We start from the raw sequence: 15,414 nt of genomic DNA, 5'->3' as shown, positions 1-15,414 counted from the left end.
GATGGCCATATTTAGGAACAGGCTCCACGCAGGAGTAGAGCTCCACAGAGGAGTAGAGCTCCCGGAGAACAGCGTAATCTTTGCCATTCCAAGAGGAGGAGTTCCCGTAGGCTACGCAGTTGCCAAAGAGAAGAAACTTCCGTTAGACATAGTAGTCGTAAGAAAACTCCCCATTCCTTGGAACCCCGAAGCGGGATTTGGAGCAGTAACCTTAGACGGAACTGTTTACCTCAATCCAGAGTTTGAGGGCTATCTTTCACCAAAAACAATTGAAGAGATTACGAAAACGGTATTAGAAGAAGTTAAGAGGCGAAACAGGGTTTATAGAGGAGGAAAAGGATACAAGGACTTAACGGGAAAAGTAGCAGTAGTAGTTGACGACGGTTTTGCATCGGGCTATACAGCAATTGCAGCGGCAAACTTCCTCAAAAAACTAAATCCTGAAAGGATTTACGCAGTCTCCCCCGTCTGTCCGACCCACACGAAGGAGCTCCTTGAAAACTTCTACGACGGTGTCTACTGTCTGGTTGAGAGCAGGGAGCTCCCCTTTGCAGTAGCCTCTTTCTATGAGGACTTTCACGACCTTACAGACGAAGAAGTTCTTGAGCTTATAGAAGACCTAAAGAGGGAAAACCTTTTCTGGCCGGAGGTTTAAATGAAAACGGTAGAGATGCTGAAAATCGTAAAAGAGGTTCTTAAAAACGCTTACTCACCTTACTCAAAGGTAAGGGTAGCCGCAGTTATGGTAGGAGACGACGGAACTTTAACAGGAGTAAACGTTGAAAACGCCTCTTACGGACTAACTTTGTGTGCCGAAAGAGTAGCCGTGTTTAAAGCCGTTTCAGAGGGAAAGAGGGATTTTTACAAAATGTTAATATATTCTCCTGACGTGATGCCCTACCCCTGTGGAGCCTGCAGACAGGTACTTTCAGAGTTCTTTACAGAAGACTTTGAAATAGTTGTTACAAACGGAAAGGAGGAGGAGAGGTTTACACTCGGGGAGCTCCTTCCCTTCAACTTCAAACTGTAAGGAGGTTACATGGTAAAAATTCTTCTGATAGAGGACGACGAAAACTTGGGAGAGCTGACAAAAGACAGACTTGAAGACTACGGTTTCTCTGTAGACTGGGTTTTAGATGGAAAAGAGGCATTTAGCAGACTTAAAGAGAAAAAATACGACATTGTCCTTTTAGACCTGATGCTTCCGGGAATGAGCGGGCTGGAGTTGTGCGAAAAGGTTAGAAAGGAGACTCCGAACAGAGAAACTCCAATAATAATCTTAACAGCCCTCGGAGATGAGGAGACGAAAGTCAAAGGGCTAACACTGGGAGCAGACGACTACGTAACAAAACCCTTTAGTATAAAGGAGCTAATAGCGAGAATTGAGGCCGTTTTAAGGAGAGCAGGCTACGGTAAGAAAGACGTTTTAGAGTTTGAGGGAATAGTTGAGAACAAGAAGTCAAAGTCTGTAACGGTAGATGGAAAACAAATTCACCTAACAAAGACGGAGCTCCAGCTCTTAGAGTTTTTCCTTGAACACCCTGAAGAACTCTTTTCACGAGAAGAGCTCTTAGAGAAGATATGGGGAAGCGACCACAACGAGACAACGAGAACGGTAGATGTCTACATCAGCAGACTGAGGAAAAAGTTGGGAGACAAAGGTAAATACCTCAAAACGCTTCCCCGATTAGGCTATAAACTAACAAAAGAGATTTAAACTACGGGAGTGTCTACCCAAGTGTGTAAAAATTAAACCTAAAGGAGGGGAGCACATGAAAAAGCAGTATGACCCTTTCTGAGATTTTTGTAGAGAGGCTTGAGGTATGATAGGATTTACACAGTTTTATGGACATTCCCTTTTAATATGCTCCTTTTCCAGTAAGCATTACATAGATTGTTTTTAGAATGATCTTTATGTCTCCTAAAAATGAAATATTATCAATATACTTTAAATCAAGATCAATTCTGTCTTCAAAAGTTGCCTCATTTCTTCCTTCTACCTGCCAAAGACCCGTTACACCAGGCTTGACAGATAAAAGTTTTTTTCTAATATTTTCAGGAATCTTGTAATCGTCAAATTCTTTATATATATATGGTCTTGGACCAACTACACTCATATCACCTTTTAACACATTAAAAAATTGTGGAAGTTCGTCAAGAGATGTTTTCCTTAAAAATTTCCCTATAGGTGTAACTCTTGGGTCGTAAGATTTTAATTTTCTATATTTTTTCCACTCTTCTTTGGCTTTTGGATTTTCATTTAAATATTTTTTCAAAATCTTATCATTATTTTCATACATAGTTCTAAATTTTAACAATTTAAATTTTCTACCGTTTAATCCCGGTCTTTCCTGCACAAAAAAAATCTTTCCACCATCTGTTAATTTTATAGCAATAGCAATTAGAATCATAACAGGTAAAGTTATAATAATTGCAAACAAGGAAAATCCTATATCAAAAGCCCTTTTCCACCAAGGAATTCTGGATTCAAACATACTCCTCCCTCTTCCTTTCCAAGTGACTTATCACTTGCTACTCTATCAAAATTTCCTATTTCTCTCCCAATTCCAGGCAGTCTGAACGATGTACTTCAAGTCATCAAACTTGGGCTTCCAACTTAAAGTCTTTCTAAGCTTTGAGCTATCTGCAACAAGAACAGCAGGATATCCTGGCCTCCTTTCTACTTCTTCTACTTTAAAATCAACTCCTGTAACTTTCTTAGCTGTATCTATAACTTCTTTTACAGAATAGCCATGTCCATAACCGCAGTTAAATACTTCGCTACTTCCTCCATCCAACAAGTACTCAAGTGCAAGTATATGAGCTTCTGCAAGGTCATCTACGTGAATGTAATCTCTTATACACGTTCCATCAAAAGTATTGTAATCCGTTCCAAAAATCTTTATGCTTTCTTTTTCACCTTTTGCAGTTTTAAGTATTAAGGGTATTAAATGCGTTTCTGGATTATGACTTTCTCCTATGTGTCCTTCTGGATCAGCTCCTGCAGCATTAAAATACCTTAAAGAAACATATTTCAAGCCGTAAGATCTATCAAAGTCTTGAAGGATCTTTTCAACAAAAGCTTTTGATTGTCCATAAGGATTTACAGGTTTTATAGGTTCTGTTTCTGGAATAGGAATCTTTTCTGGATTTCCATAAACTGCAGCGGTAGAAAAAAAGATAAATCTATTCACATTATTTTTTATCATAACTTCAAGGAGGTTTATTGTATTAAGCGTGTTGTTCTTGTAGTACTTTAAAGGTTCTTTAACCGATTCAGCAACCTCTATGAATGCAGCAAAGTGCATAACTGCATCTGGTTTAAACTCTTCAAAAATAACATCTAAGGTTGCTTTGTCTTGTAGATCTGCTACGACCAATTTACCGTATAGAACAGCTTCTTTATGCCCCTTAGAAAGGTTATCAACAACTAAAACCTCAAAACCTTTTTCTCCTAGTACTTTAACTACATGACTTCCTATGTAACCTGCTACACCTGTGACAAGTATTCTCATTTTGACTCCTTATTCACTATTCTTTCCAATTCCTCTTCCCAACCTGGGATCTCTATGTTTAACTCTTTTGACAGTTTCCTATTACTCATAGCGGAAAACTTTGGTCTTTTAGCAGGTAGATTAAATATTTCTTTAGAAACCGGATATATAAATTTATCTATTCCTTTTATCTCAAAGATTTTCTTTGCCCATTCATATCTTGAAGCATATCCTGAGTTTGTTAAATGGTATAAACCCATTACCCCATTTTCTAATGCCTTTAAGGTCACATCAACCAATGTTCTTGTTGAAGTTGGAACTGATATTTCGTCATAAGCTATTTTTAAGTACTCATTATTTTCTGCCCATTGCATAAGTTTATAAATAAAATTCTGCTTACCTTCTCCATAAACCCAGCTTGTCCTAAATATTAGATATTTCTCGGGGTTTTCTTCTATTATCCACTTTTCGCCTGTTAGCTTGCTTTTTCCGTATTCGTTTAGAGGATTTGGGGTGTCTTCCTCTGTGTACAGGCCGTCTTCTTTTTCCCCATCAAAAACATAATCTGTTGAGTATGTCACAAAGTAGCTATTATAAATATTTGATGCATAAGCTAAATTTCTGACACCTAAAGCGTTTGTTTTGTAAGCATCCCAATACTGGCTTTCTGCTTTATCAACGAGGTTATAGGCAGCACAGTTTATGACTATATCAGGCTTATAACTTTCAAAAACTTCTAAAACTTTATTCAAATCTGATATATCACACTCACTATGAGATAAAGCTAAAAAATCTTTATTTTGGTTTTCTAAAGCCTTTTGGAAAGCCTGACTTAACTGTCCATTTTTCCCAAATATTAAATATCTCACCTATAAACCTTCTCCCAGTAATCTTTTAAATATTTCAACTTCTTTTCAACCCATTCCATATTTTCTAAATACCATTTAACAGTTTTTTCAATACCTTCTTCAAACTTCACCTTTGCTTCCCACCCTATCTCCCTTTCTATTTTTTCTGTATTAAGAGAATACCTGAAATCATGTCCCGGTCTATCCTGAACAAATGTAATTAAATCCTCAGATTTATCTAATATATTAAGTATCGATTTAACAACATCAATATTTTTCCTTTCTTCTCCACTTCCTACATTATAGACTTCCCCAATTTTACCTTTATCTATTATCTCAAAAACAGCCTCTGCACAGTCTGAAACAAAAAGCCATTCTCTTACATTTTGTCCTGTTCCGTATACTGGTATAGGTTCTTCATTTAAAGCTTTTAGTATAACAACAGGAATTAGTTTTTCAGGATACTGCCACCATCCATAGTTATTAGAAGGTCTAACTGTAATAACTGGAAGACCATATGTTCTATAATACGCTCTTCCAAGCATGTCTGCAGAAGCTTTGCTTACAGAGTAAGGAGAATTTGGATTTAGTGGTGTATTTTCAAAAAACTGCCCTTCTTCTCCAAGTTCTCCGTAAACCTCGTCTGTGGCAATATTTATAAATAAATCAATATTACTTTCTTTAGAAATATCTAGTAAAACCTGCGTGCCTTTTACATTTGTTTCTATAAAAGGAGAAGCATCTAATATACTTCTATCAACATGACTTTCTGCTGCCCAGTGAACAACAACATCAGGTTTTTCTGTTTTGAATATGTGTTCTATAAACTCTCTGTTTGTAATGTCTGCTTTGTAAAATGTTATTTTATTCTCAACATTTTTAAGTCTTTCCATATCTCCTGCGTATGTCAGTTTATCAACGACGACAGTTTCAAAGCCTTTTTCCACAGCCTGCCTTACAAACTCGCTTCCAATAAAACCAGCCCCACCTGTTACCAGTAGTTTCAAATTTTATCCTCCATAAACAAAATTTATATCTGCGTTATCTAAAAACGGCAAATTTTTATCCTTTTCTGACAAGAAAATGTTATTAATCTTATCTAAAGGCCATCTTATATTTATAGTTGGATCATCCCATCTTATACCAGCATCATGCTCTGGAGAATATTCCCCACCTGACACTTTGTATATAACTTCAGCTTCATCTGAAAGGGTTAGAAAACCATGGGCAAACCCTTTAGGTATCCAAAGCATAAGTTTATTGTCTTCTGAAAGCTCATAACCAACCCATTTTCCAAAAGTGGGACTTCCTTTTCTGATATCAACAGCAACATCAAAAATTTTCCCTTTTATACATCTGACCAGTTTTCCCTGGGAAAATGGTTCTTTCTGGTAATGAAGTCCCCTTAAAACTCCTTTTACAGATTTAGAATGATTATCCTGAACAAAATCTGTATCTATTCCTGCTTTTTCAAAATCTGATTTTTTATATGTTTCCATAAAAAACCCTCTTTCATCACCGAAAACTCTGGGTTTTATAAGAACTACATCTGGTATTTCTGTTTTCATAAACTCAAACGGCATTTTTACTCCCTATTTTAAGTGAATAGTGATCTGTGAGTAGTGAAAAGTTAATATGTATCATTTATATTTTTACCTTATTATCCGTGTTATCCAGATAAGACAACTCTTTCGCAATGACAATCTGAGTTTCTAATTCTGCTACTGAACCCAAGGAATTATATAAAAACTGTATACGCTCTTTATCGGAGTTTCTTGCACAACCTTTAGCAATATTTGATGGAACAGATATATATAGCATATCGCCTCAATTGACTAGTTAAACCATTTAGCTCGCTTTTTGGAAACTTTTCAGTAATTGTGTATATAAGTTTAACCAGATTAATACTCTCTCTCCATACTTCTAAATTCTTATGATCCATCCTCTCATCTTCTCACCACTCACCAATCCCTTCTTGCCATTCACTTCTCACTTTTCACTCCTTGCCACTTCTATTAAATATTTTCCATACTCTGTTTTTCTAAGCGGCTTTGCAAGTTCTAAAAGCTCCTCTTTTGTTATCCAGCCGTTATTATAAGCTATCTCTTCTATACAACCTATCATTAAACCTGTTTTATTTTCTATTGTTGCAACAAACTCTCCAGCCTCAAGGAAGCTATCATGTGTTCCAGCATCAAACCACGCAAAACCTCTACCAAGTAATTTAACCTTAAGTTTTCCCCGTTTTAAATACTCTTCATTGACGGATGTAATTTCAAGTTCTCCTCTATCTGAAGGCTTAACATTCTTCGCTATTTCTACAGCTTTATTATCATAAAAATACATTCCAACTACCGCATAATTAGATTTAGGCTTTTTGGGTTTTTCTTCAAGAGATATTACATTACCATTTTCATCAAACTCTACCACTCCAAATCTTTCTGGGTCTTTAACTGCATATCCAAAAACATAAGCTCCACCATTTTTTTCTATGTCGCTTTTAGCTTCTTCCATTATTTTAACTAAATCGTGCCCGAAAAATACATTATCCCCAAGCATGTAACAAATGTTATCATCTTTTATAAATTCTTCTGCAAGTATAAGACCTTCAGCAAGACCGTTAGGTTTTTCTTGAATCTTATACTGAATATTCATTCCAAGCTGTGAACCATCTTTAAAAAGCTTTTGAAAATTGTCTAAATCATCAGGGTTTACTATAAATAAAACATCTTTTATCCCGAGAAGCATTACAAGAGAAAGAGGATAGTAAATCATAGGTTTGTTGTAAATAGGTAGGAAATGCTTATTAACCGCCTGAGTAACAGGATAAAGCCTTGTCCCACTTCCTCCGGCAAGGATAACTGCTTTCATCAATCACCTCATAATATATGTTGTAAAATCATGTAAAGATTTAAAATCTTTATTTTTACCAATTTAAAAACTTATCATTCCTGCATTTTCACCGAATTCTACATCAGAGATAGAATCTCCAACCATTATTGATTTTCCAAAATCTATTTCAGGAAAATCTCTTTTTGCCTGTAAAGCCATTCCTGTTTTAGGTTTTCTGCAGCTGCAATTTTCCTTTTCGTAGTCATGCGGGCAGAAATATATTTTATCTATCTTTATTCCGCTACTTTCTAAAATATCAATCATATTACTATGTATATTGTTTAAATCTTCTTCTGTCATAAAACCTCTAGCTATTCCTCTTTGATTTGCAACTATAATAATTTTCCCAAAAATATTATTTAATATTTTCAATGCTTCTATAACACCAGGTAAAAATTCAAATTGTTCCCAATTTCTAACATAATCTCCTTCAATTTTTTTATTTATAACTCCGTCCCTGTCTAAAAATAACGTCCAGTTTTTATCAATATTTAAATTTTTTAAAATCTCTTTTTGCTTTTTCATAGTCATCCGGTATCCCTATATCTATAAAATATGAATCAAATGGTATTCCATAAAAGTCATAATATTTATAATATTTCTCAAGAAAATCTTTTTCAAATGAAAATTTTTCAGGCATATTTAAAGACAAAAAAAATTCTTTATTTAACAAATAAATTCCACCATTAATAAGTCCATATTTCCTATATTTTTTCTCTAAAAAATTAATAATCTTATAATTATTGTCTATTTCTATCACACCGTATCTATCAAAATTTTTCATTTCTTTTAAAGCTAGTGTTAAGTTTGAATTTTTATTTTTGTAAAACTGGTAGAATTTCCTTAAATCAATACCAAAAAAAGTATCCCCGTTTAAAATTAAAATATCTTTACTATTTGTAAATTCTAAAGCTTGCTTGATTGCTCCTCCTGTTCCTAAAAGTTCCTTTTCTTCTGAGTAACTAATTGAAGTGTTTTTGAATTTTTCACCAAAATAATTTTTTATAATATCTGCTTTGTAGCCTACAGCCAAAATTACTCGCTTTATATCATATCTATTTAAGTAATTAAGTAAATACTCTAAAAAAGGTTTACTATTAATATCTGCCATAGGCTTGGGGAAATCTTTAACAACGCTTTTTAATCTTGTTCCCAATCCCCCTGCAAGGACTATAGCCTCTTTAACCATTGAATAGCTCTCTTTCCACAATCTCACATATTATATGTCCAATTGTAATGTGTGCTTCCTGTATTCTTGGAGTATCAGTTGAAGGAACATTTATTAAATATTTACACATATCTTTCATTTTTCCACCATTTTTTCCAGTCATCCCAACAGTAACCATTCCAATATCATTTGCAACCTGTAAAGCATTTGCAACATTTTTAGAATTCCCAGAAGTTGATATTCCTATTAGTATGTCTCCTTTTCTACCTTTTGCTTTTATAAGCCTTGAATATATCTCATCATAAGAGTAATCATTCGCAACAGCAGTTAAATAAGATGTATTCACATGTAGAGCCTCTGCAAATAACGGTTCTCTATCAAAATAAAATCTACCTGAAAGCTCTGCCGCTATATGCTGGGCATCTGCTGCACTACCACCGTTTCCGCATATAAGAACTTTTTTATCATTTTTAAAAGCATTAATAATTTCTTTTGAAACATCAGATATTACTGAGATCAAATTTTCATCTTCTAATATTTTTCTCTTTACATCTATAGAACTTAACAATGATTTTTTTATACTTTCATTAAACATTTTAAACCCTCCATGTTTCAAGTCCATACTTTGTAAACTGAAATCTTCTAAATTCTCCACCAAATTTTTGTAAAGCTTCTATAACATTATACCTTGTATTTTTAGGGCAGTAAAATATCATAAATCCCCCACCACCAGCACCAGATATTTTACCACCTGTTGCACCTGCTTTTTTAGCAGTTTCATAAATTTCGTCTATAACAGGATTAGTTATACCTTCTGCCATCTGTTTTTTATATTGCCATCCATAATCTAATATTTCTCCAATTTCATTAAGGTTTCCTTTTAAAATAGCTTCTTTCATCATTACTGCTTGCTCTTTGAGCTTGTGCATAGCTTCTATAGACTTTTCTTTTTTTCCGCTTACATTTTTAACCTGTGCTTCAATAATCTTAGAAGAAAGTCTACTTGTTCCTGTATAGTAAAGTAAAATACTAAATTGAAGTTCATTTATTATGTCTGGTTTAATTCTTAAAGGATTTACTATTACTTTATCATTATCATAAAATTCCATGAAGTTAAAACCACCAAAGGTCGCTGCATATTGGTCTTGTTTTCCACCTGCCATTCCTAAATCTTTTCTTTCTATTTCAAAAGCTAAATGAGCTATATCGTATTCTCCGAGAGGAAGTTTTAACCATTCAGCAAAAGCTCCAATAATTGCAACAACAAGAGTAGATGAACTTCCAAGACCAGAGCCAGGAGGGGCATCTACATAAGTAGATAAAGTAAACGATAAAGGCTTTTTAGTAAATTCTTTTACAATTTTATTGTAAATCCCTTTTAGTAAATCCAAATTACCATCTATTTCTAAAACTTCCTGTAATGGGTATTCTAAAGTTTCGTTTCTATCTATGGATTTAAAAACAATCTTTTTATCTTCCCTTGGTTCAATAGTTGCATAAGCATACATACTAATCGTTGCATTTAAAACTGCACCTCCATATATATCAGAATAAGGACTAACGTCTGTTCCTCCTCCTGCAAGTCCAAGTCTTAATGGTGCACGTGAACGGTATATCATCAATATCCTCCTTTTAAATATATTTAAATATTTTAAAATTCCTAAAAAATCTATTTATTCTTTTAGGATTTTGCAATAATCGCCATACACTTTCAAATCCTAATTTTTTTATTAACAAGGGGGCAGGTTTCTCTCTACCAGAAACTATTTCAAAAGTTCCTCCAACGCTCATTATGAATCTTATTCCTAATTCTTTCAGTTCTTTTATATTATCATTTATCCAAAATTCTTGCTTTGGTGCTCCAAAAGCCACAAACAATATATCTGGGGAAGATTTTTTTAGATATTCTAAAATTCTTTCGTTTAATTCATTTGGAAATGGATATGGTGAATAAGGTGGAGAAAATCCATCCATATGCAAATTTGGAAATTTCTCCTTTAGTTTTTTTTGTGATAATTTATTTGATTCTTCCAATCCTCCTAATAAAAAAACTTTTAAGCCTAATTCATTTGCAACATTACAAACATCATATATGAATTCGGAACCTGATATTTTTTCTAAATAAACATCTCTATTTTTTAGTTTTATTATAAAAAATGGAATTTGGCCATCTATAGTTGTAATATACTTGTTCAATACATTTTTAAACTTTTCATTTTCATTAGCCATAACAATAAGCTCTGAGTTTACAGGGAAAATTACCTGTAGCTTATTCTCTTTTAGCCCATCCAGTAGTTTTTCTTTACTGAGTCCATTAAAATTTAAGTTAAATTCCTTTATATATAATTCCATCCCAAATTCCTTTTATTGTAGCCCTTATATTTTTTAAATTTTTGGTTGTTTTTATTGTATTCATTAATATAAATGGGGTTGATATAATATTATACAATAAATTGTAGTGTTTTTTTATATATATCATATTACTTTTGTTAATTAGGTAATAATAAAGCCATTTTTTATCTTTTGTACTTGCACTTTCCTTATGGTACACATAACTATCCAATGCTACAGCTAATTTCCATCCCCTCCTTTTTCCTCTTGTTATCAGATCAAGTTCTTCGGTATAAAGAAAGTAATCTTCATCAAATATTCCTATATCTTCTAAAGTTTCCTTTTGTATTAAAAGTGAAGCTCCCATAATATAATCTATAGATTTATCAACCTCTTCAGCTTTTAAATTTTTTAATATTGATATATGTTTATTTTTCATATAGAGCTTACCTAATCCTAAAATGGGATAAAATTTCCCCCCACCTATTGTCTGTATATAGTCTGGATTATCATAGTATCTGATAACTGAACCAACAAAACCTATCTTATTATCCTTTTCTGCAACTTTGATAAGATTTGAAAGTGTATCTCTTTCAACCACTGTGTCATTATTTAAAAGCCAAATATATTTAAAATCTTTTCTTTTTAAAGCAAATCTAAAAGCAGTATTATTTCCCTTTGCAAATCCATAATTGCCTTTATTTTTTATTATAATTACTGGATATTTAGTGTTTTCAGATAATTTAAAATTTTTCTCTTTTTCTATATTTCCACCTTTTAATGCTTCTTCTTCGGAGTATACAATAAAAGGGATTTTTTTTTGAAGTAAAGGAAAAACTTTATCTTTATGCTTTTCTGAAGGCAAAGGAAATATTTCTCTATTCAAATATTTAGCAATATATTCAACAGAATTGTCCTGTGAATCATTATCAATTATGATTATTTGATAATCTTTATAATCCGATTTTAATACACCCTCAACACATTCAATTGTATCTTGCCAAGAGTTCCAGTTAAGGATGAAAATATATGTTTTTTTTCTCATATTTTTACTTTCCCTGCAAATATATTATTGAGATAAGCTCTAAATGGACGAATTCCTAATTTACCGGCTTTTATATTCCATTCTAAAAAAAATTTAAAATATAACTCACTAAAGCTTAAGTAGTGTGATATATTGGAAGAGTCAGGATTATATCCAAAATCTACCATATATTTTAAACATATTCTTTCTACAGTTTTTATATCATTTTTACTTAATGTTTCTCTCCACTTTTCTTTTGCTTCCACATAAATCCCTTTTTTCTTTTTCAATTCTTTAAAAGATGTATTGGTTTCATTAGGAGTCAGCATATCTTCATAAAATTCTATTTTTAAAAATTGACATAAATTTTCAATAACTTTTTGACTATTATCTACCAAATCTTCGTATTTTATTATAAAAATATCCTCTTTTTTAAGACTTAATAGCTTAGTTACTTGTTTCATACCTACATACCATTCAATAGCAGGTTGATAAACTTTATTATATAAATCTCCTCTATTAATCATAGATGCTGTAACTGCACGAGGGTCTCTGATTGTTACAATTATTTTGGCATCTGGAATTTTTTGTTTTATATAATTTATGTAAAAAATATGATTAGGTGTTTTTTCTCCATATATTTTTTTACCTTTAAAATGTGCAAATTGTTTCAAAATTGTAATAAACATATCTTCATAAGTTGTTGGTGTTTTTTTCTCAAATGTTGTTATTAAATCTAGAAATAAAGGTTTATATGTTTCCATAGAAGGATCGTGACTATGAAAAAGCAAATAATAAATCCATTTAGGAATATTATGCTTTATTTTAATAGAACCTAGTAATTTTCTTGCTGCCCAAAGTCTATTATAAAAACTTGTTTCGGGAGCAATGTTAACTTCAGGATGTTTATTTAATACTTCCCTAATTAATGTTGTTCCTGATCTACCTGTACCGACTATTAATATCATGCTTTTCTCCCAATTATTAATATTTTAAAAAAGAATATTAAAAAAATATAGAAAACCATAAAAATAGTCATTACACCATTATATGTTATAAAATTTTGACCTATACTCCCAAAAACACTTTTCAACCCCCATACAACAGAAGAAAGATAAAAAAGGATAATATACTTGTTCCCTTTTTTCGTCCAATATAAAGAAAATGAATAAAGTAAAGATATTATCATTGCAAAAAATAAAGCAAAAATAATAACACTATATATCTTATATTCAACATACCATGAACCAATAAGTGTAGGAGGTAATCCACCACCGCCAATCCAATCATGTGCTAATATTTGAGAGCGCAAAAAATTATCTAAACCTTGGCCTTTTCCAGGCATTATAATTGATATATCTTTCAAAATTCCACCTGTTTCTAATTCACCATGATTATTTATGAAATCGATTGTCATAATAAAGTTATAAAAATGTTCCTGGAATCTATAAAAAAGATAAATTATAGATAAATAAAGTATATTTAATATGTCAAAAGATTGTATAAATATCTCTCCTCCATATAATGATTTTCCACTTAAATAAGCTCTTAAAATACCAATAAAAGCCAATGATAGTAGAAAAATTAAAAATAGACCAATAGCTTTTAATTTTAATTTTCTAAAAAAGGAAATAAGTAAAGTACTTACTAAAACTAATTGTATAATTTGCCCCCTCCATCCAGTAAAAAGAATTAAGATAATTGCTATACATAGCTTTGAAAATAAAATGATTTTTGAAATATTAGTAGTTTTATGATTTACATGTAGATATATAATATCTAACCAAATTGACATTTCTAAAAAAGTAAAAGCTGGCCATAAAATATAACCCATACCTAAATTAGCACGAGCTACATCTGGATCCGAAGCTAAAAGAGGAATACCTTTTTTTATAAATACTATAAAAAATAAGGCAACACCTAAAATAAATAAAATATCATTAATATATAATTCCAATTTACTGATTTTTTTTGTTTTGAGTTTCTTCAAATATATTTCGTGTGGAATTTTTAGTTTTAAAAATCTTAAAAAAATAAATTTAAACATTTTTAACGAAAAATAAAACAACAAAAATCCAACGGAAAATATATTAAAGTAGAAATCATATTTATTATTTTCATTCGAAAAAGAAAAATTTAATACATAAACAAAAAATATCGGTAATAAAAATATTATTTCTGGCTCATAAATAGATAATGATTTTTCCTTCAAATAAACTTTTACTATTTTAATAAACTCAAATAAGTATATTACGTAAATCAAATATAACGTTAACATTTAAAATACCCATATTTTAATATTCCAAAACTTGTATTTATATCTTATATATACTAAACCTAATAAATTCCATATAATTGTACTTATCATTGTAGCAACAGCTGCACCATTTATACCATATAATGGAATTAAATATAAATTCAAAATTATATTTAGAAAAAATGCAATAAATATTATAAAACTCATTATATGCTGTTCTCCAACCATAGCAAGAATATAACCAATGGAACCCACAGAAGTGTTGAAAAGTTGTCCAAAAGATAATAAAATCAATGCCATAAAACCTATTTCAAAATCTGTTCCAAAAATTTTCAGTAAATCTTTACCTAAAAATATAATAAAAATAAAAGTAAGTACTCCATATATTATTCCCATCTTAGACGTAAATTGAGATAATTTTTTAAACTCTCTAAAGTTCTTCTTAGAAAATTCACTTGCTATCTTTGGTGCAGTGATACTATTAATGGCAAATAATATAAAACTTATGATATAAGAAATGCGCAATGCAATTGAATAAATACCAACTTCTTCTTCATTCAAAAATATACCAATCATTATTGTATCTGTCCATGCCATAACAAATGTCAACATACTTGTAAAAAGCATAGGAACAGAAACAGATAATATAGTGGAATAGGATAAAGAAGAGTTAGTAGAAGTTAGTTTATTGTTAGCTGTGGTTAGGGGGTGGTTGTTAAATTGTTCCCTCCAGATTACGAAAGCGATGAGGGAGATTATAAACACCGAAAAAATGTAAATTGAAATTGGGATTTGGTTTAGGAAGGTTAACTGGTTGTTAGTTAGTAGTAAAGTTATGAAACCAAGAAGTATTGAAGCAAGTATAAAAATTCCTGCTTGTTGGAGAAGCATATATTCTTTTATCTTTTTAAGTCCTCTTAAACTTTCTGTATGAATAAATAGCAAAACAAATGGGACTATCCCAATAGAGGCTATTTTAAAATAGGGCTCAAGATGAGGTTTTTTAAATATAAACTGGGCTATATAAGGAGATAAGAAAAAAACTAAAATTGAAATAAGTATTGAAAAAGGCAGAACAAGCTTTATAGCTTTTTTATAAATATCTTTTACAATTTCCCACTTTCCTTGAGATGAGTATTCAGCCACAAATCTAAGTAATGCTGTATCCATACCAAGTCTGCCGATGACAGAGGATATCTGTAAAAGAGTAAAAGAAAGTGCAAAAACTCCCATTGCTTCAGCACCATAACCACGGGTGATTAACAGAGTAAAAATATAGCCGGCTATTATGCTAACTATTCTTAAAACAAACGCAATAGAAGAACCCTTTAAAAGCTCTTTTAGGTGTATGTCTGAGTTAATTTTGTTTTTTATTTTGTTTAATATTTCCATATTATATA

Annotated in this window: 20 protein-coding genes; 3 read left to right on the top strand and 17 right to left on the bottom strand. The window is 31.6% G+C overall.

What is annotated here, in order from left to right; translation table 11 throughout:
• The first annotated feature begins 1 nt into the window (after position 1).
• The 3 genes from ACZ424_RS07245 to ACZ424_RS07235 are packed head-to-tail and all read left to right on the top strand — an operon-like array spanning position 2 to position 1,717.
• Positions 2–655 carry a phosphoribosyltransferase gene (locus tag ACZ424_RS07245; protein ID WP_464904312.1) on the top strand — a complete coding sequence of 218 codons (654 nt, stop codon included), beginning with the start codon at positions 2–4 and terminating at the stop codon, positions 653–655.
• The gene (gene cdd / locus ACZ424_RS07240; protein ID WP_464904311.1) at positions 656–1,030 is read left to right on the top strand and encodes a cytidine deaminase; all 375 of its coding nucleotides are present in this window, start codon (positions 656–658) and stop codon (positions 1,028–1,030) included.
• A gap of 9 nt (positions 1,031–1,039) precedes the next feature.
• Positions 1,040–1,717, top strand: a complete 678-nt coding sequence (locus ACZ424_RS07235; protein ID WP_464904310.1) for a response regulator transcription factor — start codon at positions 1,040–1,042, stop codon at positions 1,715–1,717.
• Positions 1,718–1,859: 142 nt separating this feature from the next.
• Here the strand turns inward: ACZ424_RS07235 and ACZ424_RS07230 are convergent, their stop codons facing one another.
• The 17 genes from ACZ424_RS07230 to ACZ424_RS07150 form a co-directional block, all read right to left on the bottom strand.
• Positions 1,860–2,495, bottom strand: coding sequence for a sugar transferase (locus ACZ424_RS07230; protein ID WP_464904309.1), 636 nt, complete (start codon positions 2,493–2,495; stop codon positions 1,860–1,862).
• 45 nt (positions 2,496–2,540) lie between these two features.
• Positions 2,541–3,515: a UDP-glucose 4-epimerase GalE gene (galE, locus tag ACZ424_RS07225; RefSeq protein ID WP_464904308.1), complete on the bottom strand. Its 975-nt coding sequence runs from the start codon at positions 3,513–3,515 to the stop codon at positions 2,541–2,543.
• Positions 3,512–4,363: a dTDP-4-dehydrorhamnose reductase gene (gene rfbD / locus ACZ424_RS07220; RefSeq protein WP_464904307.1), complete on the bottom strand. Its 852-nt coding sequence runs from the start codon at positions 4,361–4,363 to the stop codon at positions 3,512–3,514. The genes galE and rfbD overlap by 4 nt, the downstream gene beginning before the upstream one ends.
• Complete coding sequence (rfbB, locus tag ACZ424_RS07215) at positions 4,360–5,349, bottom strand: dTDP-glucose 4,6-dehydratase (protein ID WP_464904306.1); 990 nt, start codon at positions 5,347–5,349, stop codon at positions 4,360–4,362. The genes rfbD and rfbB overlap by 4 nt, the downstream gene beginning before the upstream one ends.
• 3 nt (positions 5,350–5,352) lie before the next feature.
• Positions 5,353–5,925, bottom strand: a complete 573-nt coding sequence (gene rfbC / locus ACZ424_RS07210) for a dTDP-4-dehydrorhamnose 3,5-epimerase (RefSeq protein ID WP_464904305.1) — start codon at positions 5,923–5,925, stop codon at positions 5,353–5,355.
• A 61-nt stretch (positions 5,926–5,986) separates the two neighbouring features.
• A complete protein-coding gene (locus ACZ424_RS07205) occupies positions 5,987–6,163 on the bottom strand; it encodes a four helix bundle protein (protein ID WP_464904304.1) in 177 nt (58 codons plus the stop codon).
• A complete protein-coding gene (locus ACZ424_RS07200) occupies positions 6,129–6,284 on the bottom strand; it encodes a four helix bundle protein (protein ID WP_464904303.1) in 156 nt (51 codons plus the stop codon). Before ACZ424_RS07200 ends, ACZ424_RS07205 begins: the two co-directional genes overlap by 35 nt.
• Before the next feature lie 47 nt (positions 6,285–6,331).
• Positions 6,332–7,213, bottom strand: a complete 882-nt coding sequence (gene rfbA, locus ACZ424_RS07195; RefSeq protein WP_464904302.1) for a glucose-1-phosphate thymidylyltransferase RfbA — start codon at positions 7,211–7,213, stop codon at positions 6,332–6,334.
• A gap of 63 nt (positions 7,214–7,276) precedes the next feature.
• Complete coding sequence (locus ACZ424_RS07190) at positions 7,277–7,759, bottom strand: D-glycero-alpha-D-manno-heptose-1,7-bisphosphate 7-phosphatase (protein WP_464904301.1); 483 nt, start codon at positions 7,757–7,759, stop codon at positions 7,277–7,279.
• Complete coding sequence (locus ACZ424_RS07185; RefSeq protein WP_464904300.1) at positions 7,719–8,423, bottom strand: nucleotidyltransferase family protein; 705 nt, start codon at positions 8,421–8,423, stop codon at positions 7,719–7,721. Before ACZ424_RS07185 ends, ACZ424_RS07190 begins: the two co-directional genes overlap by 41 nt.
• Positions 8,416–8,997: a D-sedoheptulose-7-phosphate isomerase gene (locus ACZ424_RS07180; protein ID WP_464904299.1), complete on the bottom strand. Its 582-nt coding sequence runs from the start codon at positions 8,995–8,997 to the stop codon at positions 8,416–8,418. Before ACZ424_RS07180 ends, ACZ424_RS07185 begins: the two co-directional genes overlap by 8 nt.
• 1 nt (position 8,998) lies before the next feature.
• A complete protein-coding gene (locus ACZ424_RS07175) occupies positions 8,999–10,021 on the bottom strand; it encodes a GHMP family kinase ATP-binding protein (RefSeq protein ID WP_464904298.1) in 1,023 nt (340 codons plus the stop codon).
• A gap of 13 nt (positions 10,022–10,034) precedes the next feature.
• Entirely contained in the window at positions 10,035–10,754 is a 720-nt protein-coding gene (locus ACZ424_RS07170; protein WP_464904297.1) for a WecB/TagA/CpsF family glycosyltransferase, read from the bottom strand.
• Positions 10,729–11,778 (bottom strand): glycosyltransferase family 2 protein, encoded by a 1,050-nt coding sequence (locus tag ACZ424_RS07165; RefSeq protein ID WP_464904296.1) that lies wholly within the window; start codon positions 11,776–11,778, stop codon positions 10,729–10,731. Before ACZ424_RS07165 ends, ACZ424_RS07170 begins: the two co-directional genes overlap by 26 nt.
• Positions 11,775–12,725, bottom strand: a complete 951-nt coding sequence (locus ACZ424_RS07160) for a sulfotransferase family protein (protein WP_464904295.1) — start codon at positions 12,723–12,725, stop codon at positions 11,775–11,777. The genes ACZ424_RS07165 and ACZ424_RS07160 overlap by 4 nt, the downstream gene beginning before the upstream one ends.
• Positions 12,722–14,035, bottom strand: coding sequence for an O-antigen polymerase (locus ACZ424_RS07155; protein ID WP_464904294.1), 1,314 nt, complete (start codon positions 14,033–14,035; stop codon positions 12,722–12,724). The genes ACZ424_RS07160 and ACZ424_RS07155 overlap by 4 nt, the downstream gene beginning before the upstream one ends.
• Entirely contained in the window at positions 14,036–15,406 is a 1,371-nt protein-coding gene (locus ACZ424_RS07150) for a flippase (protein ID WP_464904293.1), read from the bottom strand.
• Between the last annotated feature and the right edge of the window lie 8 nt (positions 15,407–15,414).

The organism is Thermovibrio ruber, assembly GCF_055380895.1.
Note: the sequence above shows the minus strand (reverse complement) of the source record. Positions and strands in the feature narration are given on the sequence as shown.

Excerpts from the sequence above, each read along its gene's own strand:
- ACZ424_RS07245 (WP_464904312.1), top strand. The coding sequence starts at position 2 with ATGGCCATATTTAGGAACAGGCTCCACGCAGGAGTAGAGCTCCACAGA.
- cdd (WP_464904311.1), top strand. The coding sequence starts at position 656 with ATGAAAACGGTAGAGATGCTGAAAATCGTAAAAGAGGTTCTTAAAAAC.
- ACZ424_RS07235 (WP_464904310.1), top strand. The coding sequence starts at position 1,040 with ATGGTAAAAATTCTTCTGATAGAGGACGACGAAAACTTGGGAGAGCTG.
- ACZ424_RS07230 (WP_464904309.1), bottom strand. The coding sequence starts at position 2,495 with ATGTTTGAATCCAGAATTCCTTGGTGGAAAAGGGCTTTTGATATAGGA.
- galE (WP_464904308.1), bottom strand. The coding sequence starts at position 3,515 with ATGAGAATACTTGTCACAGGTGTAGCAGGTTACATAGGAAGTCATGTA.
- rfbC (WP_464904305.1), bottom strand. The coding sequence starts at position 5,925 with ATGCCGTTTGAGTTTATGAAAACAGAAATACCAGATGTAGTTCTTATA.
- ACZ424_RS07205 (WP_464904304.1), bottom strand. The coding sequence starts at position 6,163 with ATGCTATATATATCTGTTCCATCAAATATTGCTAAAGGTTGTGCAAGA.
- ACZ424_RS07200 (WP_464904303.1), bottom strand. The coding sequence starts at position 6,284 with ATGGATCATAAGAATTTAGAAGTATGGAGAGAGAGTATTAATCTGGTT.
- rfbA (WP_464904302.1), bottom strand. The coding sequence starts at position 7,213 with ATGAAAGCAGTTATCCTTGCCGGAGGAAGTGGGACAAGGCTTTATCCT.
- ACZ424_RS07190 (WP_464904301.1), bottom strand. The coding sequence starts at position 7,759 with ATGAAAAAGCAAAAAGAGATTTTAAAAAATTTAAATATTGATAAAAAC.
- ACZ424_RS07185 (WP_464904300.1), bottom strand. The coding sequence starts at position 8,423 with ATGGTTAAAGAGGCTATAGTCCTTGCAGGGGGATTGGGAACAAGATTA.
- ACZ424_RS07180 (WP_464904299.1), bottom strand. The coding sequence starts at position 8,997 with ATGTTTAATGAAAGTATAAAAAAATCATTGTTAAGTTCTATAGATGTA.
- ACZ424_RS07175 (WP_464904298.1), bottom strand. The coding sequence starts at position 10,021 with ATGATATACCGTTCACGTGCACCATTAAGACTTGGACTTGCAGGAGGA.
- ACZ424_RS07170 (WP_464904297.1), bottom strand. The coding sequence starts at position 10,754 with ATGGAATTATATATAAAGGAATTTAACTTAAATTTTAATGGACTCAGT.
- ACZ424_RS07165 (WP_464904296.1), bottom strand. The coding sequence starts at position 11,778 with ATGAGAAAAAAAACATATATTTTCATCCTTAACTGGAACTCTTGGCAA.
- ACZ424_RS07160 (WP_464904295.1), bottom strand. The coding sequence starts at position 12,725 with ATGATATTAATAGTCGGTACAGGTAGATCAGGAACAACATTAATTAGG.
- ACZ424_RS07155 (WP_464904294.1), bottom strand. The coding sequence starts at position 14,035 with ATGTTAACGTTATATTTGATTTACGTAATATACTTATTTGAGTTTATT.
- ACZ424_RS07150 (WP_464904293.1), bottom strand. The coding sequence starts at position 15,406 with ATGGAAATATTAAACAAAATAAAAAACAAAATTAACTCAGACATACAC.